Below are 23,755 nucleotides of genomic sequence, written 5' to 3'. Positions count from 1 at the left end.
GGGTTGGTCACGACTCGCGCCATACGGACCCTGGGTCAGCAGGGCTACCCACGACAGCGCTGATCGGAGAGTGGGGCAGGTCGGGCTCGAACCGACGACCTGACGGATCATGAGGCCAGGAAAGATCTCGTTCTGCGCCCTCTACCTGCGAAAACGTTCTCGCTGTCATGACACGAAAGTCCCTGATGCACCCGCTGGCTGGAGGTGTCTCGTCGCCCCCGCATATCGTTCAGCACTCTCCGAGGGCGGACAGGACCTAGAATTGCAGAGTGCAATGATGTCCTAGTGCAACGATCGGCTGCGGCCATGAGGGCCGCCGAGGACTCGACCGAGGACCTGGTCGACGCGGTGATGACGGCGAGCCGTGCGCTGCTCGCCGTCGTGGCCCGCTCGCTGGCCGCCGTGGACGAGGACGTGACGCTGCCCCAGTACCGGGCCCTCATCGTCCTCGGCCAGCGAGGTGCCCAACGCCCGGCGGACCTGGCGACCACGCTCGCCGTGACCCCGTCGACCGCCACGCGGATGTGCGATCGGCTGGTCGCCAAGGGCCTGATCGACCGCGACCGCGTCGCCGAGGACCGCCGCGAGGTCCGGGTGGCGCTCAGCGTCCGGGGCCGGGCGCTGGTGGAGGAGGTGACCCGCCGCCGGCGCGGGGAGATCGCCGGCCTGCTCGAGACCCTGCCGCAGGCCGACCACCACGCGGTGATCGGCGCCCTGCGCACGTTCGCCCGAGCGGCGGGCGAGGTGCCCGAGCCGGAGTGGGCGGTGCTGCCGTGAGCGCCGTTCTCGCCATGCCCGCCGCCGGCGCGCGTCGGCTACACACCTGGCTCGTCGGCAGCCAGTCGGGCCTGGTCGGCCTCGCCCTGATCATCGGCGGCGGCGCCGGGCTGGGCGCGGTCGTGTTCCGATACCTGATCATCGGCATCACGAACCTGGTGACCGGCCGGAACGACTACAGCAACGCGGGGCGGCTCGCCAGCCTGCACCTTCCCGCCCTCGGCCCGTGGTTCCTGCTCCTCGCCCCGGTCGCCGGCGGCCTGATCTACGGCCCCCTGGTCAACCGGTTCGCCCCCGAGGCCCGTGGACACGGTGTCCCCGAGGTGATGCTCGCCGTGGCCCGCAACGGCGGGCGCATCAAGGCCCGGGTCGCCGTCGTGAAGTCGCTGGCCTCCGCGCTGTGCATCGGCACCGGCGGCTCGGTCGGACGCGAGGGCCCGATCGTGCAGATCGGCTCGGCGCTCGGTTCCTCCATCGGCCAGTGGCTGCGGGTACCCGACCATCGCCTGCGCCTCATGGTCGCCTGCGGCGCCGCGGGCGGGATCTCCGCGACCTTCAACGCCCCGATCGCCGGGGTGTTCTTCGCCCTCGAGATCATCCTGCGCGCCTTCACCGCCGAGGCCTTCGGCATCGTGGTGATCTCCTCGGTCACCGCCGACGTCGTCGCCCGCGCCATCATCGGCAACGACCACATCCTGCAGTTGCCCGCCTACTCGCTCGGCTCCGCCGCCGAGTTCCCCTTCTACGCCGTGCTCGGACTGGTGGCCGGGGTCGTGGGTTGGGGCTTCGCCCGCGTGCTCTACCTGATCGAGGACGCCTGCGACCACGTCTGGCGCGGCCCCGAGTGGCTCCGCCCGGCGGTCGGCGGGCTGGTGCTCGGCGGGATCCTGCTGGCCCTGCCGCAGATGTACGGGGTCGGCTACCCGGTGCTCGAGGCGGGCATCGCGGGGCACTACGCGCTCGGGTTCCTGCTGCTCCTGCTGATCGGCAAGATGATCGCCACCAGCGTGACCATCGGTATCGGTGGCTCCGGCGGCGTGTTCGCCCCCTCGCTCTTCGTCGGTGGCATGCTCGGCACCGCGTTCGGCATCGCGGCCCAGGCGGTCTTCCCCGGACTCGACCTCTCCCCCGGCGCGTTCGGGCTGGTCGGCATGGCCGCGGTCTTCGCCGCCGCCAGCCACGCCCCGATCGCCGCGGCACTGATCGTCTTCGAGCTCACCGGCCAGTACGCGATCATCCTGCCGCTGCTCGCCGCCGTCGCCCTCGCCACCGGCCTGAGCCACCTCATCGCACGCGACACCATCTACACCCTCAAGCTGCTACGCCGCGGGATCGACATCGACGCCGACAGCAAGGCCGACGGCGCGCTGCGCTCGCTGACCGTGGGCCAGGCCATGCAACCGCCGCCCGACGGCCTGCCCGCCGACACGGCCGTCGACGACCTGATCCCCCTGCTCGGCGCCGCCCGCTACGGTGCCCTGCCGGTGACCGAGCCCGACGGTCGCTACCGGGGCGCCGTGATCACCGCCGAGCTCGACCCCGACGACCTGAACGGGGTCACGGCCGGCGAACGGATCACTGCGCTGCCGACCCTGCAGACCGGCGACTCCCTGCACCACGCGCTGCGCACCCTCACGAACCACGAGACCACCGGCCTGCCGGTCCTCGGTGAGGAACGGCTCGTGGGCTGGCTCGACCATCGCGACGTCCTCACCACCTACGGCCGCGGGGAGCCCGGTCGGGCGGACAGGCACGCGAGGTGAGTCACCCCTGTCCTGACGGGAACCACGGCCCGTGTCCCGACGACCAGTGCCATGGGCGATCGCCGGCCGCTCGGGGCTCTGCGGCGTGCCGACCGGCGGTCGTCCGTCTGAATCACACCGGCCGGCGAGGTCTCGGACCAGGCAGGAGAAGCGAGGAGCACGTGTACGACGGCGACCGGACCCGGCCGGAGGAAGCGACACGCAGGACGACGGCGGGAGGCGCCGGCACGACCGTGCTCCTCGGCGTGGCGGCCGTGGCCGTGCTGGCGGTGCTCGCTGCGGCGGCGAACCTGCTCGACACCGGCATGTACCCGCGGCTGGGGATCCCGATCGCGGCGACAGGCATCCAGGTCCTGGTGGCGGCGTTGCGAACGGTGGTGACCGTGGCCTCGGCGGTCGCGCTGGGATCCCTCCTCTACGCCGCCTTCCTCAGCCCCGCGCACGGGTCCGGGGACCTGGCGGGCACGGTGTCGGTGGACGGCTACCGGGCCGTTCGCCGTGCCGGATGGTCGGCGGCGGTGGCCGGGGTCGGTGCGTTGCTGCTCGCGGTGGCGAACGCGGCCGACCTGTCCGGGGCCGCCCTGACCGATGTGCTGACCGGGCCGGATCTGCTCGGCACGTTCGCGGCGCTCGAGGAGCCGATGGGCTGGTTCCTCACGGGCGTCGGGTTCTGCGTGGTCGCCCTCGGCTGTCTCTGGACCGTGAGCTGGCGGGTCGCCGCGGTGCTCGCCGCGGTCGCGGCCGCATCGCTGCTGCCCCCGCCCGCGGTCGGACAGGCGGCGGTCGGGCGCGGGCACGACTGGGCCACGGACACGGGCGCGCTGCAAGCCGTGGGGCTGGCCGTGTGGCTCGGTGTGCTCACCGCGCTGGTCCTGCACCACCGCCACGGAGCACGCCTCGACGGCGTCGTGTGGCGGCGCGCCCGGCTGCTGCTGACCTGCGCCGGGCTCGCGTGGCTGCTGTCGAGCGTCGTCCTCGGGCTGCTCCTGGTGATCCCGGGATCGCTGACCGGCACCGCCTGGGGGCGCTGGCAGCTGGTGCAGGCCGGCCTCGTGGTGTTCGCCGCCGTCGGCTGGGTCGTCCTCGGGCGCCGACGGCGCGGTCTCGTCCCGCTCGCCGCGCTGAGCGGACTCGCCGTGGTGGTCGCCGGTGCGATGGCGCACTCGGTGCCGCCCCGCTTCCTGGCCCGGATCGACACCGACGGCGAGGTCCTGGTCGGCTACGACCTGCCCGCCCCGTTCTCGGCGCTGCGGGCCCTGCTGGACTGGCGCGTCAACATCCTCTTCACCCTCGTCGCGGTGGCGGCGGTCGCGTCCTACGTCCACGGCGTCCGTGTCCTGCGCGCCCGGGGCGACACCTGGGCCCGGGGACGCACCGCGGCCTGGGTCTGCGGGTGGGTCGTGGTGGAGCTGTCGACCTCCTCGGGGATCGGCCGGTTCTCCCCCGGGATGTTCAGCGTCCACATGATCAGTCACATGTCGCTGAACATGCTGGCCCCGGTCCTGCTCGCGCTGGGCGGGCCGGTCACGTTGGCGCTGCGGGCGCTGCGCCCGGCCGGTCGCGGGAGACCGCCGGGCCCGCGGGAGTGGGTGGTCGCGGCGGTCGAGTCGCCGGTCGCCCGCGTGCTCACCCACCCGCTGATCACGCTGACGCTGTTCGTCGGCTCGTTCTACGTCCTGTACTTCACCTCGCTGTTCGAGGCGGCGCTGCGCTTCCACTGGGCGCACCAGCTGATGAACATCCACTTCCTGGCGGTCGGCTACCTGTTCTTCTGGCCGCTGATCGGCGTGGATCGCGCGCCGGTCCGGCTACCGCACCTGGGCCGGCTCGCGGTCCTGCTCGCCGCGATGCCCTTCCACGCCTTCTTCGGCATCGCGCTGATGAGCACGGACAGCCTCATCGGCGGCAACTTCTACCGCTCGCTGGCCCTGCCCTGGCTCCCGGATCTCCTGGCCGACCAGAAGGTCGGCGGCGGCATCGCCTGGGCGACCGGGGAGGTGCCGATGCTGCTGGTCGTGATCGCGCTGCTGATGCAGTGGTCCCGCGAGGACGAGCGGGTCGCCGCACGGCACGACCGTCGCGAGGAACGCGACGACGACGTCGAGCTGCGCGCCTACAACGAGATGCTCGCCCGGCTGGCCCAGGGCAGGCGCTGACCGGCGGACCGGGAGGAGTCAGCGGGCCGAACTGTTCAGCGCGCCGCGTTGCGCAGCCGCAGGCTGTTGGTCACCACCAGCAGCGAGGACAGGGCCATCGCCGCGCCGGCGAGCAACGGGTTGAGCAGTCCCGCTGCCGCCAGCGGGAGGGCGGCGACGTTGTAGCCGAAGGCCCACACCAAGTTCCCCCGGATCGTGCCCAGGGTCGAGCGGGCCAGGTCGATCGCGGACACCAGCGCGCGCAGATCGTCCCGGACCAGGACGAGGTCGGCGGCCTCCAGCGCGACGTCGGTCCCGGAACCGACGGCGATGCCGAGGTCGGCCTCGGCGAGGGCGGCGGCGTCGTTGACCCCGTCGCCCACCATCGCAACGACCTGGCCCTGCGCCCGCAGCCGGGCGATGAGGGCGACCTTGTCGTCCGGCAGGACCCTGGCGTGGACCTCGTCGATCCCCACCGTCTCGGCGACGCCACGGGCCGCGGCCTCCGAGTCGCCCGTCAGCAGGACCGGCCGCAGCCCACGGGCCCGCAGCCCGGCGACCGCGAGCCGGGACGCCTCGGGCACCGGGTCCTCCAACGCGAACGCCCCGGCGACGTCGTCCACCACGGTCACCGTGACGACGGTGCGCCCGGCCCGTTCCCACTCCGCGACCACGTCGGTCAGCTCGTCGGGCAGCGTGCCGGGGCGGCCGACGGCCACCTCGACGCCGTCGACCGTCCCGCGGGCACCGAGGCCCGGCTCGGCCGCGAAGTTCACGACCTCGGGCAGGTCCTCACCTGCGTACTCGACGATCGCCCGCGCGATCGCGTGCTCGGAGCCACGCTCGACGGCTCCGGCGCGGCACACCAGCTCGGCCTCGTCGACCCCCGCGGCGCAGGCCACCTCGATCACCCGCATCCGGCCCTCGGTGAGGGTCCCGGTCTTGTCCAGCACCACCGTGTCGACCGCCCGGACCGTCTCCAACGCCCGGTGCCCCTTGACGAAGATGCCGAGCTCGGCGCCCCGCCCGGAGGCCACCATCAGCGCGGTCGGCGTGGCGAGCCCCAGCGCGCACGGACACGCGATGATGACCACCGCGACGGCGGCGGCCAGGGCCTGCTGGGTACCGCCGTCGGTCAGCAGCCACCCCACGAGGGTGCCCGCGGCGATCAGGAGCACCGCGGGCACGAAGACCGAGGAGATCCGGTCCACGAGCCGCTGGGTCGCGGACTTCTCCGCCTGCGCCCGCTCGACGGCGGCGACCATCCGGCCGAGCCGGGTGTCCGACCCGACCCGGTCGGCCCGCACGACCAGCCGTCCACCGGTGGCGATGGTGCCGCCCAGGACCGTGGCCCCGGGCCCGGCCTCCACCGGCACCGGCTCCCCGGTCATCGCACTGGTGTCGACGGCCGCGAGGCCGGACTCCACGGTGCCGTCGACCGCGATCCGCTCACCGGGGCGGACGAGGAAGCGGTCCCCGCCCCGCAGCAGGCTCGCCGGGACCCGGTGCTCCGCCCCGCCGTCGAGCAGCGTCACCTCGTCGGGACGCAACAGGGCGAGCGCCCGCATCACCCCGCCGGCCCGGCGCCGGGCCCTGGCCTCGAAGTACCGCCCGGCCAGCACGAACGCCGTCACTCCCGCCGCGACCTCCAGGTAGAGCGGGCCGGTGGGGTGCAGCACCGCCTGCCAACCGGCAGCGACGGGCGGCCGGCCGGCGGTCGCGATCAGGCCACCGAGCGACCAGGCGGTCGCGGCGAGCACCCCGAGCGAGACGAGCGTGTCCATCGACGTGGTGCCGTGACGCAGGTTGCGCACCGCGGCGGCATGGAAGGGCCAGGCCGCCCAGCCGACCACCGGCAGGGCGAGCACGGCCACCACGAGCTGCCAGAACGGGAAGCGCAGCGAGGGCACCAGCGACATCGCCAGTGACAAGTCGGCGAGCGGCACGAACAGGACCAGCGCGACGGTCAGCCGGATCCGCAGCGCCCGCAGGGTGTCCGGCCCGTCCGGCTCCGGGTCCGCCGCCGCTTCGACGACCCGTGCCGAATACCCGGCCTTCTCCACGGTCTCGACGAGCCGGGCGTCGTCCACCCCGGGGGGCGCGCTGACCAGGGCGCGCTCGGTGGCCAGGTTCACCGCCGCCCGCACGCCCTCGAGCTTGCCGAGCTTGCGCTCCACCCGCCCGACGCAGGCCGCGCAGGTCATCCCGCCGATCATGAGCTCCACGGTGCGGTCCGCGGTCGGCGCGTCCGGGGTCGTGGTCGTCGGCGTGATCGTCATCCTCACTCCAGGAGCCGGTCGCCGCCTCGACGATCGTGCGGGCCGGACGACCGCGACCCTAGGCACCGCGTCGCGCAAGTTCTACCGCGGGTCGAAGAACGTGGGGTGCGTCAGGCCTCGCGACGCCTGCGCGGTCGGACCTCCAGGGCCGCAGCCAGGTCCTCCCTGGCTCGCGAGACCCGGGAGCGGATCGTCCCGATCGGACACCCGCAGACCTCGGCGGCCTCGCCGTAGCCCAGGTCGAGCATCTGGGTCAGCACGAACGCCTCGCGCCGCTCGGGGTCGAGGGCGGCGACGACCGCGCGCAGCAACACCTCACCCTCGGCGGACCGCTGGGCGAGTCCGGGCAGCCCGCCCAGGTCCTCCCACTCCGCGACGGCGTCCGCCCGGGGCCGGCGTCGCGCCCGGCGCACGTCGTCGGCCGCGACCCGGCGGGCGATCGACAGCAGCCAGAGGCGGGCCGGCGCGTCGGCCGCGAACCGGGGCAACGCCGTGAAGGCGCGAAGGTAGGTCTCCTGCGCGCCTTCACGGCGTTGCCCCGGTTCCTCCCTGGTGATGGCCGCCGCCATGGTGTGACGGGGATTCTCGCCGTGCTACTGACGATGACGTGACGCGTTCGCATCGACGCCGATCCCTCGGCGACCGGTGTGCTATCGGAGGGCACTCCTTACGGAGCGATGACGACGGCGCACCCGCGTCCCGGCGGCGCCCTACGGTCGGAGACCGTGCGCGTTCTCGTCACCGGCGGCGCCGGGTTCATCGGGTCGCACGTCGCCGACCTGCTGGCCGCCGACGGCCACGAGGTCGTCGTGCTCGACGCCCTGGTGCCCCAAGCCCACGGCGGGGAGGTGCCGCCGTGGACCCGGGGGCACCGGTTCGTCCACGGAGACGTCCGGGACGTGGAGGTGCTACGCCCGCTGCTGTCCGGGATCGACGCGGTGTGCCACCAGGCCGCGATGGTCGGCCATGGTGTCGATCCGTCGGATGCGCCCGAGTACGCCTCCCACAACGATCTGGGCACGGCGGTGCTGCTCGCCGAGATGCACCGGGCGGGGATCGGCCGGCTGGTGCTCGCGGGTTCGATGGTCGTCTACGGCGAGGGCCGCTACGACTGCATCGAACACGCCACGGTCCGGCCCGGTCCGCGCGCCCCCGTCGATCTCGACGCCGGCCGCTTCGAACCGCGGTGCCCGGCCTGCGGGCGCGGGCTCGTCCCGGGCCTGGTGCCCGAGAGCGCTCCGGCGGACCCACGCAGCACCTACGCCGCGACGAAGCTGGCGCAGGAGCACCTGTCGGCCGCATGGGCGAGGCAGACCGGCGGCGCGGTCTGGTCACTGCGCTACCACAACGTCTACGGCTCCCGGATGCCCTTCGACACCCCGTACGCCGGGGTGGCGTCGCTGTTCCGGTCCGCGCTCGAGCGCGGGGAAGCGCCGCGGGTGCTGGAGGACGGTCGGCAGCGGCGCGACTTCGTGCACGTCACCGACGTCGCCGCCGCCAACCTGGCCGCCCTGACCGCGCCGGTCGACGGGTTCGTCGCCGCCAACGTCTGCTCCGGTGAGCCGCACACGGTCGGGGAGCTCGCCACGGAGCTGGCGAAGGCCATGGCAGGCCCGGAGCCGCGGGTCGTCGGGGGTGCGCGGCCGGGGGACGTACGACACGTCGTCGCCGATCCGGCGTTCGCCCGGGAGCGGCTCGGTTTCCGCGCTCGGGTCGCCTTCGCCGAAGGGATGGCGGCCTTCGCGACGGACCCGCTGCGCGCGCCGGCCTCGCTCCCCCGCCCGGCCGTCATCGATCGGTAAGCACCGGAACCCGGTCCGATTCGCCCTGCGGGACCGACGATCGGGAATGTGCATCCTGTCGAAATCGTCCTGCCCTGCCTCGACGAGGCCGAGGCGCTGCCCCGAGTGCTGGCCGCGCTGCCCGAAGGGTGGCCCGTCCTCGTCGTCGACAACGGGTCCTCGGACGGCACCGCGCAGGTGGCACGGGCCCACGGCGCCACCGTCGTCGTCGAGGGCCGCCGGGGCTACGGCGCCGCCGTCCACACCGGACTGGAGCACGCCCGCGCCGAGCTGGTCGCGGTCCTCGACGGGGACGGCTCGCTCGACGCCGCCGTCCTGCCCGCGATGGCCGCCGCCGTCGCCTCGGGCCGGGTGGACCTCGCCGTCGGCCGGAGGATGCCGGAACCGGGTAGCTGGCCGTGGCACGCCCGCGCGGGGAACGCGCTGATCGCGGCCGAGCTGCGCCGTCGCGGGGTGCCGGTGCACGATGTCGCGCCGATCCGGGTCGCCCGGCGCGCGGCGCTGCTCGGGCTCGGGATCGTCGACCGGGCCTACGGCTACCCGCTGGAAATCCTGCTGCGGGCGGGCGCGGCCGGCTGGCGGATCGAGGAGACGCCGGTGCGGTACGCCCGCCGCGCGGGCGGACGCTCGAAGGTCTCCGGCTCGCTCGTCGGCACCACGCGCACGGTGCGGGACATGGCGGGGCTCCTCCGATGACAGCGCTGACGGCGGTGACGGCCACGCTGATCGTGCTGGCCAAGGCACCGGAGCCCGGTCGCGTGAAGACGCGCCTCTGCCCGCCGGCCACGGCCGAGGAGGCCGCGGACGTCGCCGCGGCCGCCCTGCTCGACACGCTCGAGGCCACCGCCGCCGTACCCGGTGGACGCACCCTCGTCGCCCTCACCGGCCGGCTCTCCCGGGCCGCCCGGCGGGTCGAACTCGCCCGGGCGCTCGCCCGGACCGACCGGACGCGGCAGCGCGGCGAGGGTCTGGGCGAACGCATCGTGGCCGCGCACACCGCCGCCGCGGCACGGCATCCCGGCGCCGCGACGCTGCAGGTCGGGATGGATACGCCGCAGATCGACGCCCTGCTGCTCGGCGAGTGTCTGGACCGGCTGCGCGGCGCCGACGCCGTCCTCGGCCCCGCCCGCGACGGCGGCTGGTGGGCGCTCGGGTTGAACGACCCCCGTGCGGTCGCCCCGGTCGCCGAGGTCCCGATGTCCCGCGACGACACGGGCGAGCGCACGCTCCACGCGCTCGGTGCAGCGGGCCTGCGAGTGGCCCTGCTGCCCGAGCTGACCGACGTGGATCTCGCGGCGGACGCCCGTGCCGTCGCGGCCGAGGTCCCGGGCTCACGGTTCGCCCGCGCCGTCGAGCGGCTGACGGCCTTCCGTACGGCGGCCCCGGGCGCCGCCCGGTGACCAGCGCGCTTCGGGCCGACGGGTTCGACTCCCTGCTCGCGGGAAGGACGAGCGGGCTCGTGCGCGACGACGGGCGGCCGCTGCCCCTGGAGGCCGCCCGCTGGCGGGCGGCCGCCGGACCCGACGACGCCTGGTTGCTCGACCGGTGCACCGGACCGACCCTCGACCTCGGCTGCGGACCCGGCCGGCTGGTCGCGGCGCTCGCCGCCCGTGGTGTTCCCGCGCTCGGCGTGGACAGCTCAGGGGTCGCCCGGGCGCTGTGCCGCAGGCGGGGTGCGGCGATGGTGCACCGCGACCTGTTCGGGCCGCTCCCGGGCGAGCGGACCTGGGCGCACGTGCTCCTCGCCGACGGCAACATCGGCATCGGCGGCGACCCCGTCCGACTCCTCGCCCGCGTTGCCACCCTGCTCGCCGTGGGCGGGACCGCACTGGTCGAAGCCGGGCCCGAACCCCACGAGCTCTGGTCGGGCTCCGTCCGCGCAACCGGTCGCGGACAGCGCGGGACGGAAGGTGCCGTGGACGGCCGGTCGGGCGAGGCGGTGCCGTGGGCCTGCGTCGGCGCGGTGGCGTTGTGTGCCCTGGCCCGGGCCGCCGGACTCACCCCGACGGCCTGCGCCCGGACCGTCTCCGGTCGGACCTTCGTCGAGCTGATCCTCATCGCCGGCTGAGAACCCGGTCAGGCCTGGGCGAGCGCGCGCGGCGACGCCGGCTCGGACCGAGGCCCGGGCAGGGACAACTCGAACACGCATCCGGGGCCGTGGTTGCGCACCTCGAGACTTCCACCGTGCGCCTCCGCGAAGGCCCGTGCGATCGCCAGCCCCAGCCCGGCCCCCGGTCCCTGCCGAGGGGTCCGGGCGGCGCTGCCGCGGAACCCGACGTCGAAGACCCGGTCCAGGTCCTCCGGGGGGATGCCACCGCAGCCGTCCAGGACTCCCAACCGGGCGCGGCCGTCGCGCATCCCGCCGGAGAGCACGACGCGGCCGCCCGCGGGGGTGTGCCGGATGGCGTTGGTCAGCAGGTTGCGGATCGCGCGGATGAGCTCTGCGTCGCTGCCCTGCACCACCGGCCAGCCCTCCGGGTCCTCCGCGACGATCCGCACCCCGGCCGTCTGCGCCGCCGGCGCCTCGGCGGCGACGGCGTCGGAGACCAGCTCCCCCAGGGCCACGGGGACGAGCCGCAGCGTCAGGCCCGTGGACGTCGCCCGCGACAGCTGGAACAGGTCCTCGACCATGCCGGCCATCCGGTCCGACTCGCGGCGGATGCGCGCGAGGTAGTCGGCGACGTCGGCCGGCTCGTGCACCACCCCGTCGGCCAGTGCGTCGGTCATGCCGCGGATCCCGGCGAGCGGGGACCGCAGGTCGTGGCTCATCCATGCCACCAGCTCGCGGCGGGCGGTCTCGGCCCGCCGCACCGTCTCCAGCTCCGCCGCGCTCGCCTCCCGCTGCCAGAGGGCGTCCCTGGCGAAGCGGCTGCCGAGCCACCAGGCCACGGGCACCGTGACCAGCCCGACCACCACGCACACCGCGATCGTCCCGACCAGCTGCGGGGTGTACATCAGCCCGCTGACCCCGACCACACCGCCGAGCGCCGCGGCCAACGGGACCAGCGCGAGCGTCGTCATCGCCGCGGTGATCGAGCGCCGCCGCATCCTGTGCAGCAGCAGCCCGCCGACGACGGCGACGGGCAGCGCGAACAGCAGCGCCAGGGGTGCCGCCCGGGCGAGCTCGGTGAGCACGGTCAGCTCTCGGGGTCGTAGCGGTAGCCGGTGCCCCAGATCGTCGCGATGCGCCGGGGCGCCGTCGGGTCGGTCTCGATCTTCTCCCGCAGGCGGCGCACGTGGACGGTGACGGTGGAGCGGTCGCCGAACTCCCACTCCCACACCCGGGCGAGCAGCTCCTCGCGGGTGAAGGCCTGCCCGGGATGGGCCAGCAGGAACGCGAGCAGGTCGAACTCGCGGGTGGTGAGGGCCAGCGGGCGGCCGTCGAGGACGGCGCTGCGGGCCGCCGGGTCCAGGCGGAGCCCACCGTCGACCAGCACCGGGCTTCCCCCGGTCACCCCGGTTCCGGTCCGGCGCAGGATCGACCCGACGCGCAGCACCAGCTCCCGGGGGCTGAACGGTTTGGTGACGTAGTCGTCGGCGCCCAGCTCCAGGCCGAGCAGCCGGTCGTCCTCCTCCCCGAGTGCGGTGAGCATGACGATCGGCGGGAGATCACCGTCGGCGCGCAGCGCCCGGCACACCTCCAGACCGCCGAGCCCGGGGAGCATGAGGTCCAGCACCACGACGTCGGGCGGGGTGGCCCTGGCCGCACGCAGCGCGCCCGGGCCGTCGGCGGCGAGCGCCACGCGGTGCCCGGCCGCGCCGAGATAGCGACCGACGACGTCGCGGACGGTCTCGTCGTCGTCCACCACCAGGACGTGCGCGCACACGCCGGACACGGTAGCCCCGTCGACCGGCTTCCGGACCGATCCGTCACCAGCCGGTAAGAGGATCTGACGAGCTGATTACCGATCCCGCGAAGTCCCGTGGGAGGGGGCGTTCCGGCTCTACCGTCACGGGCCATGCTGATCCGATGGCGGAGCCCGATCCGGGGTCCGTGGCTGACCTCGGTGCTCGGCCTCGTCCTGCTGTGCAGCCTGCCCGTGGTGATCGTGACCGGCCTGCTCGACTGGGTGGCCTACGGAGCCGGGCAGGCGATCCCGGCCGACGTCGGGGCCCTGCACCTCCCGCTCCTCGACTGGCCGACCCGCCCCTCCTGGTTGTTCCGGCTGACGCAGGGGCTGCACGTCGGGCTCGGGATCGTGCTGGTCCCGGTGGTACTGGCGAAGCTGTGGTCGGTGATCCCGAGGCTGTTCACCGCGCTCCCCCGCAACCCGGTGAAGGCCGCCGAGCGCGCCACGCTGCTGCTCCTGGTCGGCGGGATCCTGTTCGAGATCGTCACCGGGTTGCTGAACATCCAGTACGACTACGTGTTCGGGTTCAGCTTCTACGCCGCCCACTACACCGGAGCCTGGGTGTTCACCGCAGGCCTCGTCCTGCACGTCGCGCTCAAGCTCCCGACGATGGTGCGCGGGGTGCGGTCCCGGTCCTTCCGGGACGAGCTGCGCACGCCGGTCTCACGGACCCGGCCCGAGCCGGCCGCCGACCTCGTCGCCCCCGAGCCGGATCCGGCCACGATCAGCCGACGCGGCGCGCTGGCCCTCGTCGGCGGCGGAGCGCTGCTGCTCGCGGGCCTGACCGTCGGCCAGACCCTCGACGGGCCACTGCGCGCGACCGCCCTGCTGCTGCCCCGCGGACGTACCCTGCCGGGCGACTTCCCCGTGAACCGCACCTTCGCGGCGTCGCGCATCGACCCCGCCGCCGTGGGGGCCGGCTGGCAGCTGGACCTCGGAACCCTGCAGCTGACCCGGGAGCAGCTCGCCGCCCTGCCCCAGCACACCGCAGCACTCCCGATCGCCTGTGTGGAGGGCTGGTCGACCCAGCAGTCCTGGGCCGGGGTGCGGCTGCGCGATCTCGCCACGCTCGCCGGGGTGCCCGCGCCGCACAGCGCGCTCGTGACGTCCGTGGAGGAGGGCCCGTTCGCCCACGCGACCCTGACCGGAGCGCAGGTGCTCGACCCGGACGCCCTGCTGGCGTTGCGCGTGAACGGGGCGGATCTCACTCCTGACCACGGTTTCCCGGCCCGGGTGATCGTCCCGGCGCTGCCGGGCGTGCACTGCACGAAGTGGGTCCGCGCGATCGGGTTCCGGGCATGACCGGGCTCCGCGCTGTGGGAGTGCTCGCCTGCCTGGCCCTCGGCGCCTACGCGGCCACCATCCTGGTGCGGGACCCCACGCTGCACCCGTCGATCCCGTGGATGCTCGTCTGGTTCGCCGGGGCGCTGCTCCTGCACGATCTCGTGCTGTTCACGCTCTACGCCGCGGTCGACCGGGCGCTCGTGCGCCTGCCCGCGGTTCCGGTGCCGCTCGTGAACCACGTCCGGGTGCCGCTGCTCGGAGCCGGGCTCACCCTGCTCGTCTTCCTCCCCGGGATCATCCGGCAGGGCGGGCCCGTCCACCTCGGCGCGTCCGGCCTCGACCAGGCTCCCTACCTGGCCCGCTGGCTGTGGCTCGTGCTGGCGATGGCCGGGGCGTCCGCCCTGGTCTGGGTCGTGCGGGTCACCAGACGGTCAGCAGCAGGTGGTTGACGGCCAGCGCCAGTACGGCCTGCGCCACCAGCCACCGCCGCGGGTGCGGAAGCGCCCCGCACGCGACGACCGCCCACACCGCGAACGGCAGCCAGATCCGCTCCACCTCGGCCTTCGACATCCCCGACAGGTCGGCCACCACGATCGCCCCGAGCGCCGCGAGGACCAGGAGCGCCGCCGGCCGTGGCAACGTGGGGATCCGTCGCAGGGCCGCCACCACGGCCGGGCCGAGCGCGAACGCGACCGCCGCGAGGTTCGCCCACACGAAGTAGGAGTAGGGGCGGCTCGCGGCGATGCTCGCGGCGTAGATCACCCGCACGTGCTCGTAGCCCTCGACCCACCAGAACCCGGCCGCGGTGAAGGCCGCAACCAGGATCAGCACGCCCACGAGCACCCCTGCGATCACGCGCCACCGACGCGTCGCGACCACGACCGCGAGCGGGAGCAGGCCTCCCAGCACCAGCCCGTAGGACAGGAACAGCGCGTAGCCGAGCAGGAGGCCGCCGCCCAGGGCGGCGAGATCGGCACCCGGGCCACGCAGCGACGTCGCCACCGCGACCAGCGCGACTCCCCAGGCGAGCCAGGCCGCGAACAGACCGTCGGCCGACACACCCACCCACACCGCGCCCGGGAACAGCACCGAGAACGGCAGCACGCGCCGCGCCAGGTCCTCCTGCCCCAGGGCGCGCAGCGTGACCGCCACCGCCGCGCACGCGGACGAGCCGGCCAGGATCACCACGACCCCGGCCGCTCCCCCGCCGCCGAGGCCGAGCCGGTCCAGCCACACGAACAGCAGGAACGCCCCGGGCGGGTGGCCGCCGACATGCGTCGTCCAGAACCAGGTCTGCGCCGGGTCGACCTGCGTGGTGAGGATGTGGTCGGCGAACCCACGCAGCATCGCCCCCACCGACGTCACCCGCGGCACGTCGTGCAGGTACTCCTGGCTGCTCGAGAGCCTCTCGACCACGCCGCGCTGCCAGCCGTCGACCAACGCCAGGCTCAGCGTCCATGCCGTCGCCACGCCCCAGGCGCCCCACAGCAACGGTCGCCACGCGCACCGGCGGGCGATGCCCGGACCCCACGCCACCACACCGACCGCCACGACGACCGCGGCCGGGGTTCCGGGTCCGACGTGCGGGAGCCACTCCGCCAACAGCGGTGGCCAGCCCAGGAAGATGTCAACGCCTGCCGCGAGCAGCCTTCGCCCGACCACGGCTGCGGCGAGCACCAGCACCACCGCCGCGGACACCGCGGCGACGTCGCGGCGGCGCGGCTCGGTCCTGGTCACGGCGCCCACGCTAGGGACCAGACCGTGCCTGGCCCGTCGATGTCCCCGGTCCGTAATCTGCGTTCGCTCAGCACGTGGCTGCACCCCGCGGACGCTCCCGCCGCCTCCACCCGAAGCGCAGCAGCGCATCGGTCAGCGACACGACACTTCGCGGTGATAGACGCTCGTCCCCTCCCCGCTTCACCCGGGTGAGAGCCCCGCTCGGCGCTGACCCGGATCGCACTCTCCTGCAACCTCGGTGGCCTCGAGCTGCCCCGGAGGTCATCGATGTCGGTCACGGTCTCGCTGGATGTCCCCCTTGCCGCCGAGCTGCCGGATGCGTGCCTCGTCGCTTACGGAACAGGCGGTGGTAGCGGTACCACGGACCGGTTCCGCCGTAGCTCCTCGATGAAGGCGGCGGCGTCTCGGGGCCGACCGGCCAGGGAGATCGCGGCCAACGACAGGCCCACCGGCCAGCCTTCGGTCCGGCGGGCGAGCCGGTGCACGTCCGAGGAGCCGAGCGTCAGCCCGTGGACGTCCTCCAGCAGCGTGGCGACCTCCGCGTCGGTGAACGCGAGGTCGTCGGCCCGCAGCTCGGACAGCTCACCCGTGGCACGGATGCGCGCCAGGGGCAGCGGCGGGTCGCCGCGGGTGGACACGAGTGCGCCGTCACCGTGTCGGCGTGCCCCAGGTCGGTGTACGCGGTCAGGATGCGGATGGTCCCGCTCAGCCGGTCTGTTCGGCCCGGGCGATGGCCCAGGCCGCGTTGATCAGCCCGATGTGGCTGAAGGCCTGGGGGAAGTTGCCGAGCAGCTCCCCGGACCCGGGGTCGACCTCCTCGGCGAGCAGGCCGACGTCATTGACGTAGCGGGCGGCGCGGTCGAAGACCTGCCGGGCCCGCTCACCCTGACCGGACGCGGCGAGGGCCTGGGCGAGCCAGAAGGTGCACAGCAGGAATGTGCCCTCCTCGCCGGCCAACCCGTCCGAGTTCGCGCCGGGCTCGGTCCGGTACCGGTAGACCAGCCCGCGGGCGTCGGTGAGTCGCTCGGCGACGGCGTCGATCGTGGCCAGCACCCGGGGGTCGTTCGCGGGGAGGAACCCGACCAGTCCGATCATCAGGTTCGACGCGTCGAGGTCGGGTGAGCCGAACGCCTGCGTGAACGACTTGACGGAGTCGCTCCAGCCCTGGGTCAGGATCGCCTCCCGGATCTGCTCGGCGCTGGCGCGCCAGCCGTCGACCCGGTCCTCGGCGCGCAGTGTCGCGGCCATCGCGATCGCGCGGTCCAACGCGACCCAGCACATGACCTTGGAGTAGAGGAAGTGCCGTGGTTGCCCGCGCACCTCCCAGATGCCCTGGTCGGTCTCCTGCCACCGCCGCGCCGCGGCGTCGGCGCACGCGATCAGGAACTCCCGCCACGCCGTCGCACCCGGATGCTCGGGGTTGAGCTGGGCGACCAGCCGATGCGCGGCGCCGAGCAGCTCGCCGTAGACGTCGATCTGGCGCTGGGTCCAGGCGCCGTTGCCGACGCGGACCGGCCGGCTGTCCCGCCAGCCCGCCAGATGGCCCAGCACTCTCTCGGTGAGATCGTGTTCGCCTCCGACGCCGAACATGATCTGGAGGTCGTCACCGCCGAGGACCTGCGCGGCCGAGCTCGCGGCGAGGTAGTCGAAGAACTGGTGGGCCTCGTCCGGGCAGGCGGCGACCCAGAGCGCGTCGAGCGTGAGGCTCGCGTCGCGCACCCAGGCGTACCGGTAGTCCCAGTTGCGCTCGCCGCCGGCCTGCTCGGGCAGGGAGGTGGTCGGCGCCGCGACCACCGCACCGGTCGGGTGGTAGGACAAGGCCTGCAGGACGCGGCCGCTGTGGTGCACGAGATCGCGCCACGGGCCCTGATACCCCTGGTGGACGCGTGACCAGCTGCGCCAGGCCTCGATCGTGGTCCGGAGTGCTTCGTCCAGTTCGGCCTGGGGTAGAGGCTCGGGGAAGGGCTCGGACGTCGTGCGGTGCTGGAGCCCCAGCGTCACCCGCTCCCCCGCCCGCATCACCACCGTGCCGGATGCGGCCGCGCCGGCGACCTGCAGGGGCACCGGGCCGGAGAGCACCAGCACATCGGCGCCGCCACGAACCTGCGCGCCGCCCTCGACCAGCGAGACCAGCGGCGTCACCAGGCCGTACTCGGGGCGAGGCGCGAGTTCGACCCGGACCTCGGCCGTGCCGGCGGTGCACTCCACCGAACGGACGAGCAGTCGGGGTGCGGCGGCGCCGAGTGCGTGGGGATCGTCGGCACCACCGGTGGCGAGCGCGTCGAGGACGACGACGGTCCCGGCCGCGCTGCTCCAGGTCGTCTCCACCACCATGGTGTCGTCCAGGTAGCGGCGGCCGACGTGGGCGTCCGGGTCGGCCGCGCAGACGACGAAGTGCCCGGCCCCCGGGTCCAGCAACCGCCCCAGCACCGACGGTGAGTCGAACCGCGGGGCACAGAGCCAGTCGACCGACCCGGTCCGGCTGACCAGCGCAGCGGTGTGCCGGTCGGACAACAGGGCGTAGTCCGCGATCGGGATGCTCATCGCTGTGTCCTCCTCGGGCCCGGTTCCCCCTCAGAGCCGGCCGACCCGCCGACCGTTACTCGAGACGGTCGCGGGACACCCGCCGCAGCCTCAGCTCCAGATCAGGACCGGCACCGGGCTCGGCCCGCAGCAACGCGACGGTACGACGACAGACCGGGCAGCACCGCAGATGGTCGACCACCTCGGGCTCGGATGCGCGGCCGAGCAGCGCGGCGACCTGCTCGGCCGTGCGCGCGCACTCACCACCGTCGAAGGTTGTCATGGCGACGCTACAGACTCCCGCACGACTCCAGACGTCACACTCGCGGAAAGCATGCGCTCGGCACTGCCATGACGCACAGCGACACGAACGCGTACCCCACCTTTCACCGCGGCGTGCTCGACGCGTTCGCCGCCCTCGAGCAGGGGTGAGGTCATGCAGTTCACCACCGGCTGCGAGGACAGCCCCTGCGGCTGGCGCTGATCGGATTTTTTGGCGTCGTTCGCCGTCGGCGTCGGCGTCGGCCTGGCGTCCGCCGATTCACGAGCGCACCGCTGCTCGTGGCGATCGTGCTCTGCGCAACGTCTCTCGGACTGGTCGTCCCGGTGCTCAAGGACGCCGGCCAGATCATGAACGAGGCCGGTCAGCTGGTCGTCGCGGCGGCGTCGCAACTCGGCAGGTTCTTGACCAGGACGGCGCGGGTGTACAGCAGGTCGAAGCCGCGGCGCTGCGCGTTCTGCTGAGACTTCGATCCGGGCTGCGTGACGATGACCCCGATCTCGCAACCCGCGGCGGCCGCGTCGCCGAGGCGGGCCGTGAGGAGCGCGGTCTGGACGCCGTGCCGGCGGTGCGCGGGGCTCGTGGCGGCGCCGGCGAACTGGGCGATGCCGTCGGTGAGGCGAAGGCCTGCTCCGCCGGCGAGCGTGCCGTCGCGGAAGGCGGCGTAGCGCAGCACGCCGGCGCGGGCCGCGTCGCGTTCGGCCAGCTCGTACGTCTCCCGTGGGAACTCCTCGTGCCAGGGCACGCCCTGGACATCGGGCCGGGCCACGCTGTCGGCGACCACACTCAGCCACGCCTCGAACTCGTCGTCCCCGCTGCGTCGGACCTCGATGCCCGGCGGTGCAGGAGCCCCCGCGTGTCCGTCGAGCGTTCGGCCGAGGACGTTCTCGAAGGACTCGAGCCGGTAGCCGCGGGTGGTCAGCAACGCCGCGATCTCGGGGTCGGCGAGGTGAGCGAGCTCGATCTGGGCGGGCGCGTTGCGGTCGGCGAAGGCCCGCTCGATCGCGTCGAGCTCGTCAGCGTGCGGTATGCCGGCGAAGCCCAGACCGGCGACCTTGTTGTAGGGCGAGCCGTCGTCGGCGAAGCTCGCGACGTCCCTGGCGATCGGTAGCAGGAATCCCCGCCCGTCGCCTCGCCGTCGGTGGGCGGCCTGTGCGGCCGCGGAGATCAGGTCGACCTCGTCCCGCTCGACCCGGGCGGCGAGCGCGGTGTCACAGAACAGGGGTATGCGGTCGGAGTGCATGGCCTCGGTCCTTCTTCATCGGGTTCGCTGGGGTCGGACGGTCCGGTCGGCGGAGCGCAGGACGGGGTGGTCGGCGGTCGGATCGCGGGGCCGGCGCGCGGGTTCTGCGACTCGTCGGCGGTGGCAGGCACGGGCGTCCGGCGCGGGAGCAGCAGAGTGAGCCCGACGACGACGAGGCCTCCGCCGAGTGCCTGACCGACACCGAGCGACTCGCCGAGAAGGGCGACGGCGGTCGCCGTTCCGGCGACCGGCTGCAGGTTCTCGAGCAAGGCGGCGCGGGTGGCGGTGACGGTGCGGATCCCGATGTTGAAGGCGAAGAGCGCGCCCAGGCCGCAGCACAGGACCACGACGGCGGCGACGACGACGCGTGGCTCGGCGGTGGCGAGCCGGGTTCCGCCGGTGGCCAACGATCCGAGGACGAACGGGCTCACCGCGACGGCGGCGCCGAGGAACTGCCAGGTGGTGGGCGAAAGGCCCTCGCCGTTGTCGTCCCTGGCGTGCCGGGACCACACGGTGAACGCCGCGCCGCACGCCACCGCGGCGAGGACCAGGAGATTCCCGGCGACGGAGTCACCCCTGGTGGCGCTCGGCGCGACACCGACCGAGACGAGCGCGGTGCCCGCGAGCCCGAGGGCCAGTGCGCCGGCGGAACTCGGGTCGACCCGCTCGCGCAGGACGACCGCAGCCAACAGCACGGTCAGCAGCATCTCGCTCCCCAGCAGCAGCGACCCGCTGGTCGCGCTGGCCCGGGCCAGGCCGAGGTCGCCGAGCAGGAAGCTCAGACCCGGGGTCAGGGCTCCCTGGGCCAGACCGCGGCCCGCCCCGGTCCGCCGGAGCCGACCGGTGGCGGTCGCAACGGTGAGCAGGACGATCGCGGAGCCGCCCAGCTCCACGGCCAACAGGTCGGCCGGGTGCAGGCCGCGCAGGGCCAGTGACTGCGCCTGGAACGTCATGTGGGCGACGGCCTGACCGAGGTCGTAGAGGGCGAACTCGGAGTACTCCCAGTCCGTGCCCTCGACGACGCGGTGCGCCAGGTTCGCCACCAGGATGCTTGCCTCGGGCGCCCACGCCGCCGAGCTCCGGGCGAGGTGCGCGACCAGCCGCCGATGCACCGGATCGCCCCGCAGCCCGACGAGGAACGCCCACGGCTGCGAGTTGCCCGCCGAGGGCGCCCAGCGCGCGGCCTCGAGCATCACCGCGACCTGCTCGGCGGTGGCCACGTGCCACGGGTCGAACACCGCCGGGCTCCAGCGCGCGGCCAGCAACGGATGCAGCGGCAGGTTTCCGTCGGCCATCTCCGGCGTCATCTCCAGCTGTCCGCGACCAGCACGACCCGGAACCCGTCGGGGTCGGCGACGGTCACCCCGACCTCGTCCCAATAGGGGTTGGCACTGGGCACCGGGTCGGCCGCGAGACGGCCGATCGTCCGGTCGACCGCTGTGCGGTCACCCAGGTACAGCACCAGCAGACTCTCCGGATGCGCGCTCGGCGGTTCCAGGTGCTCGGCGGCGGTGAACTCCAGATGCGTGCCGGTGCCGGGCAGCCCGAGCATGACGCCGTCGTAGCCGGCGTGATCGTGGAACCGGTCGATCTCGGGCAGCCCGAGACCGTCGCGGTAGAACGCCACCACCTCGGCGATCCGGCGGGTCTGACGAGCCACCCGGACCTCCAAGCCACAGCTGTCCACCCGGGGCAGGTCGCAGCGCATGAACACCCGGGCGTCGACCCGCAGCCCGTGGCGTGCCTCGGCGTCCCGGATCGCGCCCATGCCCGGGCTCCACTCGTCCGGGCACAGGTCACGGAACCCGTGGCGGCGGTAGAACGGCCCGTTCCACGGCACGTCACGGAACGTGGACAGGGTGACCGCGACGTACCCGCGCTCCTGCGCCCAGTCGGCCACCCGGGCGAGCAGCCGGGACCCCAGGCCACGCCGGCCGTGCTCGGGCAGCACGTCCATCTCCTCGACGTAGGCGACGTGGTCGCGCACCGACGCGATCACCATGCCCACCGGTCGGTCCGCGGCGTCGACGGCGACCCACACCTGCTCGTCGTCGACGAGCCGGCGTAGCTCCTCCCACGGGAACGACACGTCACGCGCCTCGTCGATCAGGCCCAGGCCGCCGAACATCGTGCCCGCCTCGTCCTCGATCTCCCGCAGCCGACCGATCTCCGCCGGTCGGGCCGGACGGATCCGGTACTGCACGTCGGGTTCGGCCATGGCGGCCCTCCTCGTCCGGCAGCCGGCCCCTCCGCACCGCCTGCGACGTCAGAGTCCTACGGACCGCTCGGTATTACGGTCGAGTTCCTGCGATCCCGGCGCCGGCCGGTGCGCCGCTGCTCAGGTGGCCGGTCGATCCCTGAAGGCCGCGAGGAGGGTCGACGTCGCCTCCGGCGAGAGCGTCTCGACGGGCACGTGGCCCAGGACGCGCACCGTGGCGCGCATCTGAGCCAGGTAGGCGGCACAGCCGGGGCACAGCGCGAGGTGCGCCTCGATCACGGCGGCGTCCCGGGCGGGGAGGACCCCTTCGAGGTAGTCGGTGAGGATCTCGACCAGCTCGACGCAGGCGAGCCGGACGGCGGCGTCGTGCAGGTCGCCACGGTCTCCGGAGTCGTGCGGACCGCTCATGCGATCACCGCCTCGAGCAGCCCACGCAGGCGGGAACGGGCGCGGTGCAGGAGTACCCGCTGGTTGGCCGGGGTGAGATCGAGCAGCGCACACACCTCCTCGGCGGCGAACCCGTGCACGTCGCGCAGCTCCACGACGGCGCGTTGCCGGTCGGGAAGCTCGGCGAGGGCGCGTTCCAGGAGACCACGGAACTCGGCGGCGAGCACCTCGGACTCCGGGCCCCACTCCACCGGGGCGGCCTCGTCCCGCCAGTGCCCCGGGTACTCGTCGTCCTCGCCCCGGAAGCGTTCGGGAGCCACGCTCGGCCGACCGAGCTCGACGACGTGCCGTGCCTCCGCCCGCCCGCGGCGCCGGGCGGCGTTCACGAGGATCGTGAAGACCCAGGTCCGCAGGGAGGCCCGCGCGGCGAAGCCGTCGAGGCCGCGCAGCACCGCGAGCCACGCCTCCTGCACGACCTCCTCGGCGGTGGCGTGCGTGCGGACGTGCGCCCTGGCCACCCGCAGCATGGCCGGGGACCACGCCCGGACGACCTCCGCGAAGGCCTGTTCGTCGCCCTCGCGCAAGCGCTGGACCAGCTCCGGGTCCGCGATCGGCACCGAGGCACCGTAGCCGCCGCACGTCGGGACGGGAACGAGCACAGGGCTCACCGACGCCGCACGCCCTCACACCAGCTGCCCGTCGGCGTGCACGTGCAGCAGGGCCGGGCCCTCGGCAGGGTTGTACGCCGAGACGCCGGTGTCGAGCCGGTAGTCCCCAGCCGTGCACCCCGCAGATCAGGTTCCCGCCCTCGACCCGCCCGTCGGCGAGCAGCGCGCCACGGTGCGGGCAGCGGCCCTCGAAGACGTGCGTACGCCCGTTGCGGCGCACGACGACGAGGTCGATGCCGTCGGCCTCGGCGTGGACGGGCCGGTCCTCGGCCAGCGCGTCCCAGCGGAGGATCGGCAGGTTCGTACCCGTGGCCGTACCGACGGCTGTCTCGGTGTCCATGTAACGCTCCCGGCTCCGTCCGACTCTGGTGGGAGCGCAGAGCACGCCGGACGGGCGCGCGTTACACGATCGGGAGGCCGGGATGGACGAGCGATGGACCTCGACGCGGTGGGCGCTGCACGCCGTCGGCGAGTCGGTGATCGCCGGGCCGCAGTACCGGACGGCGGGCACGATCCGGCTGCGGGTGACCCCGGGCGGATTCGGCGGTGTCGTCGCGGACCTCCCCCGGCGACACCACGCACCCGGCCCCGTACGCCTACGTCAGCCCGTGGGAGCCGCGCACCGGCCCGTTCTGGAACGCCCGCTTCGGGGCGTTGCGTCCGGCGACAGAGCTCCGGGACGCCGAGAGCCTGGCAACGTTCCTCGCCGAGGGCAGCGCCGCGGCACACCGTGATCCCGTCGCCACGGGCTGAGACCGGGCGGGCATGGTGCGCGGGCGGAAGCGAGTGCGCACCCGACTACCCAGAC

Annotated in this window: 23 protein-coding genes and 1 pseudogene; 10 read left to right on the top strand and 14 right to left on the bottom strand. The window is 74.1% G+C overall.

Annotation, left to right across the window (positions count from 1 at the left end; genetic code table 11):
* Positions 1–306 precede the first annotated feature (306 nt).
* The 3 genes from LWC33_RS10090 to LWC33_RS10080 all read left to right on the top strand — a co-directional run bounded on the left by LWC33_RS10090 (position 307) and on the right by LWC33_RS10080 (position 4,696).
* Positions 307–777, top strand: coding sequence for a MarR family winged helix-turn-helix transcriptional regulator (locus LWC33_RS10090; protein WP_233304012.1), 471 nt, complete (start codon positions 307–309; stop codon positions 775–777).
* Complete coding sequence (locus tag LWC33_RS10085) at positions 774–2,540, top strand: chloride channel protein (RefSeq protein WP_233304011.1); 1,767 nt, start codon at positions 774–776, stop codon at positions 2,538–2,540. The genes LWC33_RS10090 and LWC33_RS10085 overlap by 4 nt, the downstream gene beginning before the upstream one ends.
* A gap of 161 nt (positions 2,541–2,701) precedes the next feature.
* Positions 2,702–4,696, top strand: coding sequence for a cytochrome c oxidase assembly protein (locus LWC33_RS10080; RefSeq protein WP_233304010.1), 1,995 nt, complete (start codon positions 2,702–2,704; stop codon positions 4,694–4,696).
* A gap of 35 nt (positions 4,697–4,731) precedes the next feature.
* Here LWC33_RS10080 and LWC33_RS10075 read toward each other — a convergent pair whose 3' ends face one another.
* Both LWC33_RS10075 and LWC33_RS10070 read right to left on the bottom strand, forming a co-directional pair.
* The gene (locus LWC33_RS10075; RefSeq protein WP_233304009.1) at positions 4,732–6,954 is read right to left on the bottom strand and encodes a heavy metal translocating P-type ATPase; all 2,223 of its coding nucleotides are present in this window, start codon (positions 6,952–6,954) and stop codon (positions 4,732–4,734) included.
* A 110-nt stretch (positions 6,955–7,064) separates the two neighbouring features.
* Positions 7,065–7,523 (bottom strand): sigma-70 family RNA polymerase sigma factor, encoded by a 459-nt coding sequence (locus tag LWC33_RS10070; protein ID WP_233304008.1) that lies wholly within the window; start codon positions 7,521–7,523, stop codon positions 7,065–7,067.
* A gap of 156 nt (positions 7,524–7,679) precedes the next feature.
* Here LWC33_RS10070 and LWC33_RS10065 point away from each other — a divergent pair, with 156 nt between their 5' ends.
* From LWC33_RS10065 to LWC33_RS10050, 4 genes are read left to right on the top strand one after another with little or no spacing between them, the layout of a single operon-like run.
* On the top strand, positions 7,680–8,756 hold the full coding sequence (locus LWC33_RS10065) for an NAD-dependent epimerase/dehydratase family protein (protein WP_233304007.1): 1,077 nt from the start codon (positions 7,680–7,682) through the stop codon (positions 8,754–8,756).
* Between the two features lie 48 nt (positions 8,757–8,804).
* Positions 8,805–9,452, top strand: coding sequence for a glycosyltransferase family 2 protein (locus LWC33_RS10060; RefSeq protein WP_233304006.1), 648 nt, complete (start codon positions 8,805–8,807; stop codon positions 9,450–9,452).
* Positions 9,449–10,156 carry a TIGR04282 family arsenosugar biosynthesis glycosyltransferase gene (locus LWC33_RS10055; protein WP_233304005.1) on the top strand — a complete coding sequence of 236 codons (708 nt, stop codon included), beginning with the start codon at positions 9,449–9,451 and terminating at the stop codon, positions 10,154–10,156. Before LWC33_RS10060 ends, LWC33_RS10055 begins: the two co-directional genes overlap by 4 nt.
* Positions 10,153–10,824: a class I SAM-dependent methyltransferase gene (locus LWC33_RS10050; RefSeq protein ID WP_233304004.1), complete on the top strand. Its 672-nt coding sequence runs from the start codon at positions 10,153–10,155 to the stop codon at positions 10,822–10,824. Before LWC33_RS10055 ends, LWC33_RS10050 begins: the two co-directional genes overlap by 4 nt.
* An 8-nt stretch (positions 10,825–10,832) precedes the next feature.
* Here LWC33_RS10050 and LWC33_RS10045 read toward each other — a convergent pair whose 3' ends face one another.
* Together LWC33_RS10045 and LWC33_RS10040 are read right to left on the bottom strand one after the other, a co-directional pair.
* On the bottom strand, positions 10,833–11,891 hold the full coding sequence (locus tag LWC33_RS10045) for a sensor histidine kinase (RefSeq protein WP_233304003.1): 1,059 nt from the start codon (positions 11,889–11,891) through the stop codon (positions 10,833–10,835).
* A gap of 2 nt (positions 11,892–11,893) precedes the next feature.
* The gene (locus LWC33_RS10040) at positions 11,894–12,592 is read right to left on the bottom strand and encodes a response regulator transcription factor (protein WP_372476583.1); all 699 of its coding nucleotides are present in this window, start codon (positions 12,590–12,592) and stop codon (positions 11,894–11,896) included.
* A gap of 123 nt (positions 12,593–12,715) precedes the next feature.
* Here LWC33_RS10040 and LWC33_RS10035 point away from each other — a divergent pair, with 123 nt between their 5' ends.
* Entirely contained in the window at positions 12,716–13,909 is a 1,194-nt protein-coding gene (locus tag LWC33_RS10035) for a molybdopterin-dependent oxidoreductase (RefSeq protein ID WP_233304001.1), read from the top strand.
* Entirely contained in the window at positions 13,906–14,340 is a 435-nt protein-coding gene (locus LWC33_RS10030; protein ID WP_233304000.1) for a hypothetical protein, read from the top strand. Before LWC33_RS10035 ends, LWC33_RS10030 begins: the two co-directional genes overlap by 4 nt.
* Here LWC33_RS10030 and LWC33_RS10025 read toward each other — a convergent pair.
* From LWC33_RS10025 to LWC33_RS36480, 10 genes and pseudogenes are all read right to left on the bottom strand, one after another.
* Entirely contained in the window at positions 14,312–15,628 is a 1,317-nt protein-coding gene (locus LWC33_RS10025; RefSeq protein WP_233303999.1) for a hypothetical protein, read from the bottom strand. The genes LWC33_RS10030 and LWC33_RS10025 overlap by 29 nt on opposite strands.
* Positions 15,629–15,960: 332 nt before the next feature.
* Positions 15,961–16,266: a hypothetical protein gene (locus tag LWC33_RS10020; protein WP_233303998.1), complete on the bottom strand. Its 306-nt coding sequence runs from the start codon at positions 16,264–16,266 to the stop codon at positions 15,961–15,963.
* Positions 16,267–16,333: 67 nt separating this feature from the next.
* Positions 16,334–18,172: a glycoside hydrolase family 15 protein gene (locus LWC33_RS10015; protein ID WP_233303997.1), complete on the bottom strand. Its 1,839-nt coding sequence runs from the start codon at positions 18,170–18,172 to the stop codon at positions 16,334–16,336.
* Between the two features lie 55 nt (positions 18,173–18,227).
* Positions 18,228–18,434, bottom strand: a complete 207-nt coding sequence (locus tag LWC33_RS10010) for a hypothetical protein (RefSeq protein WP_233303996.1) — start codon at positions 18,432–18,434, stop codon at positions 18,228–18,230.
* Positions 18,435–18,795: 361 nt separating this feature from the next.
* On the bottom strand, positions 18,796–19,674 hold the full coding sequence (locus LWC33_RS10005; protein ID WP_233303995.1) for a GNAT family N-acetyltransferase: 879 nt from the start codon (positions 19,672–19,674) through the stop codon (positions 18,796–18,798).
* A complete protein-coding gene (locus LWC33_RS10000) occupies positions 19,599–20,969 on the bottom strand; it encodes an EamA family transporter (RefSeq protein WP_233303994.1) in 1,371 nt (456 codons plus the stop codon). The genes LWC33_RS10005 and LWC33_RS10000 overlap by 76 nt, the downstream gene beginning before the upstream one ends.
* Positions 20,970–20,977: 8 nt before the next feature.
* Positions 20,978–21,892 carry a GNAT family N-acetyltransferase gene (locus LWC33_RS09995; RefSeq protein ID WP_233303993.1) on the bottom strand — a complete coding sequence of 305 codons (915 nt, stop codon included), beginning with the start codon at positions 21,890–21,892 and terminating at the stop codon, positions 20,978–20,980.
* A gap of 120 nt (positions 21,893–22,012) precedes the next feature.
* Complete coding sequence (locus tag LWC33_RS09990; protein ID WP_233303992.1) at positions 22,013–22,300, bottom strand: anti-sigma factor family protein; 288 nt, start codon at positions 22,298–22,300, stop codon at positions 22,013–22,015.
* Positions 22,297–22,896: an RNA polymerase sigma factor gene (locus tag LWC33_RS09985; protein WP_233303991.1), complete on the bottom strand. Its 600-nt coding sequence runs from the start codon at positions 22,894–22,896 to the stop codon at positions 22,297–22,299. The genes LWC33_RS09990 and LWC33_RS09985 overlap by 4 nt, the downstream gene beginning before the upstream one ends.
* A gap of 166 nt (positions 22,897–23,062) precedes the next feature.
* Positions 23,063–23,287 (bottom strand): annotated as a pseudogene (locus LWC33_RS36480) (Rieske (2Fe-2S) protein); the annotation flags it as partial.
* Positions 23,288–23,493: 206 nt separating this feature from the next.
* Between LWC33_RS36480 and LWC33_RS09980 the strand changes: the two are divergent.
* Entirely contained in the window at positions 23,494–23,700 is a 207-nt protein-coding gene (locus tag LWC33_RS09980) for a hypothetical protein (protein WP_233303990.1), read from the top strand.
* Positions 23,701–23,755: the final 55 nt, after the last annotated feature.

This window comes from Pseudonocardia terrae, from assembly GCF_021343995.1.
Taxonomy (GTDB): Bacteria; Actinomycetota; Actinomycetes; order Mycobacteriales; family Pseudonocardiaceae; genus Pseudonocardia; species Pseudonocardia terrae.
This window is presented reverse-complemented; position numbering and strand designations above follow the sequence as displayed.

Coding starts and splice junctions, on each gene's coding strand:
- LWC33_RS10090 (WP_233304012.1), top strand. CDS start 307: ATGAGGGCCGCCGAGGACTCGACCGAGGACCTGGTCGACGCGGTGATG.
- LWC33_RS10075 (WP_233304009.1), bottom strand. CDS start 6,954: ATGACGATCACGCCGACGACCACGACCCCGGACGCGCCGACCGCGGAC.
- LWC33_RS10070 (WP_233304008.1), bottom strand. CDS start 7,523: ATGGCGGCGGCCATCACCAGGGAGGAACCGGGGCAACGCCGTGAAGGC.
- LWC33_RS10055 (WP_233304005.1), top strand. CDS start 9,449: ATGACAGCGCTGACGGCGGTGACGGCCACGCTGATCGTGCTGGCCAAG.
- LWC33_RS10035 (WP_233304001.1), top strand. CDS start 12,716: ATGCTGATCCGATGGCGGAGCCCGATCCGGGGTCCGTGGCTGACCTCG.
- LWC33_RS10030 (WP_233304000.1), top strand. CDS start 13,906: ATGACCGGGCTCCGCGCTGTGGGAGTGCTCGCCTGCCTGGCCCTCGGC.
- LWC33_RS10015 (WP_233303997.1), bottom strand. CDS start 18,172: ATGAGCATCCCGATCGCGGACTACGCCCTGTTGTCCGACCGGCACACC.
- LWC33_RS10010 (WP_233303996.1), bottom strand. CDS start 18,434: ATGACAACCTTCGACGGTGGTGAGTGCGCGCGCACGGCCGAGCAGGTC.
- LWC33_RS10005 (WP_233303995.1), bottom strand. CDS start 19,674: ATGCACTCCGACCGCATACCCCTGTTCTGTGACACCGCGCTCGCCGCC.
- LWC33_RS10000 (WP_233303994.1), bottom strand. CDS start 20,969: ATGGCCGACGGAAACCTGCCGCTGCATCCGTTGCTGGCCGCGCGCTGG.
- LWC33_RS09995 (WP_233303993.1), bottom strand. CDS start 21,892: ATGGCCGAACCCGACGTGCAGTACCGGATCCGTCCGGCCCGACCGGCG.
- LWC33_RS09990 (WP_233303992.1), bottom strand. CDS start 22,300: ATGAGCGGTCCGCACGACTCCGGAGACCGTGGCGACCTGCACGACGCC.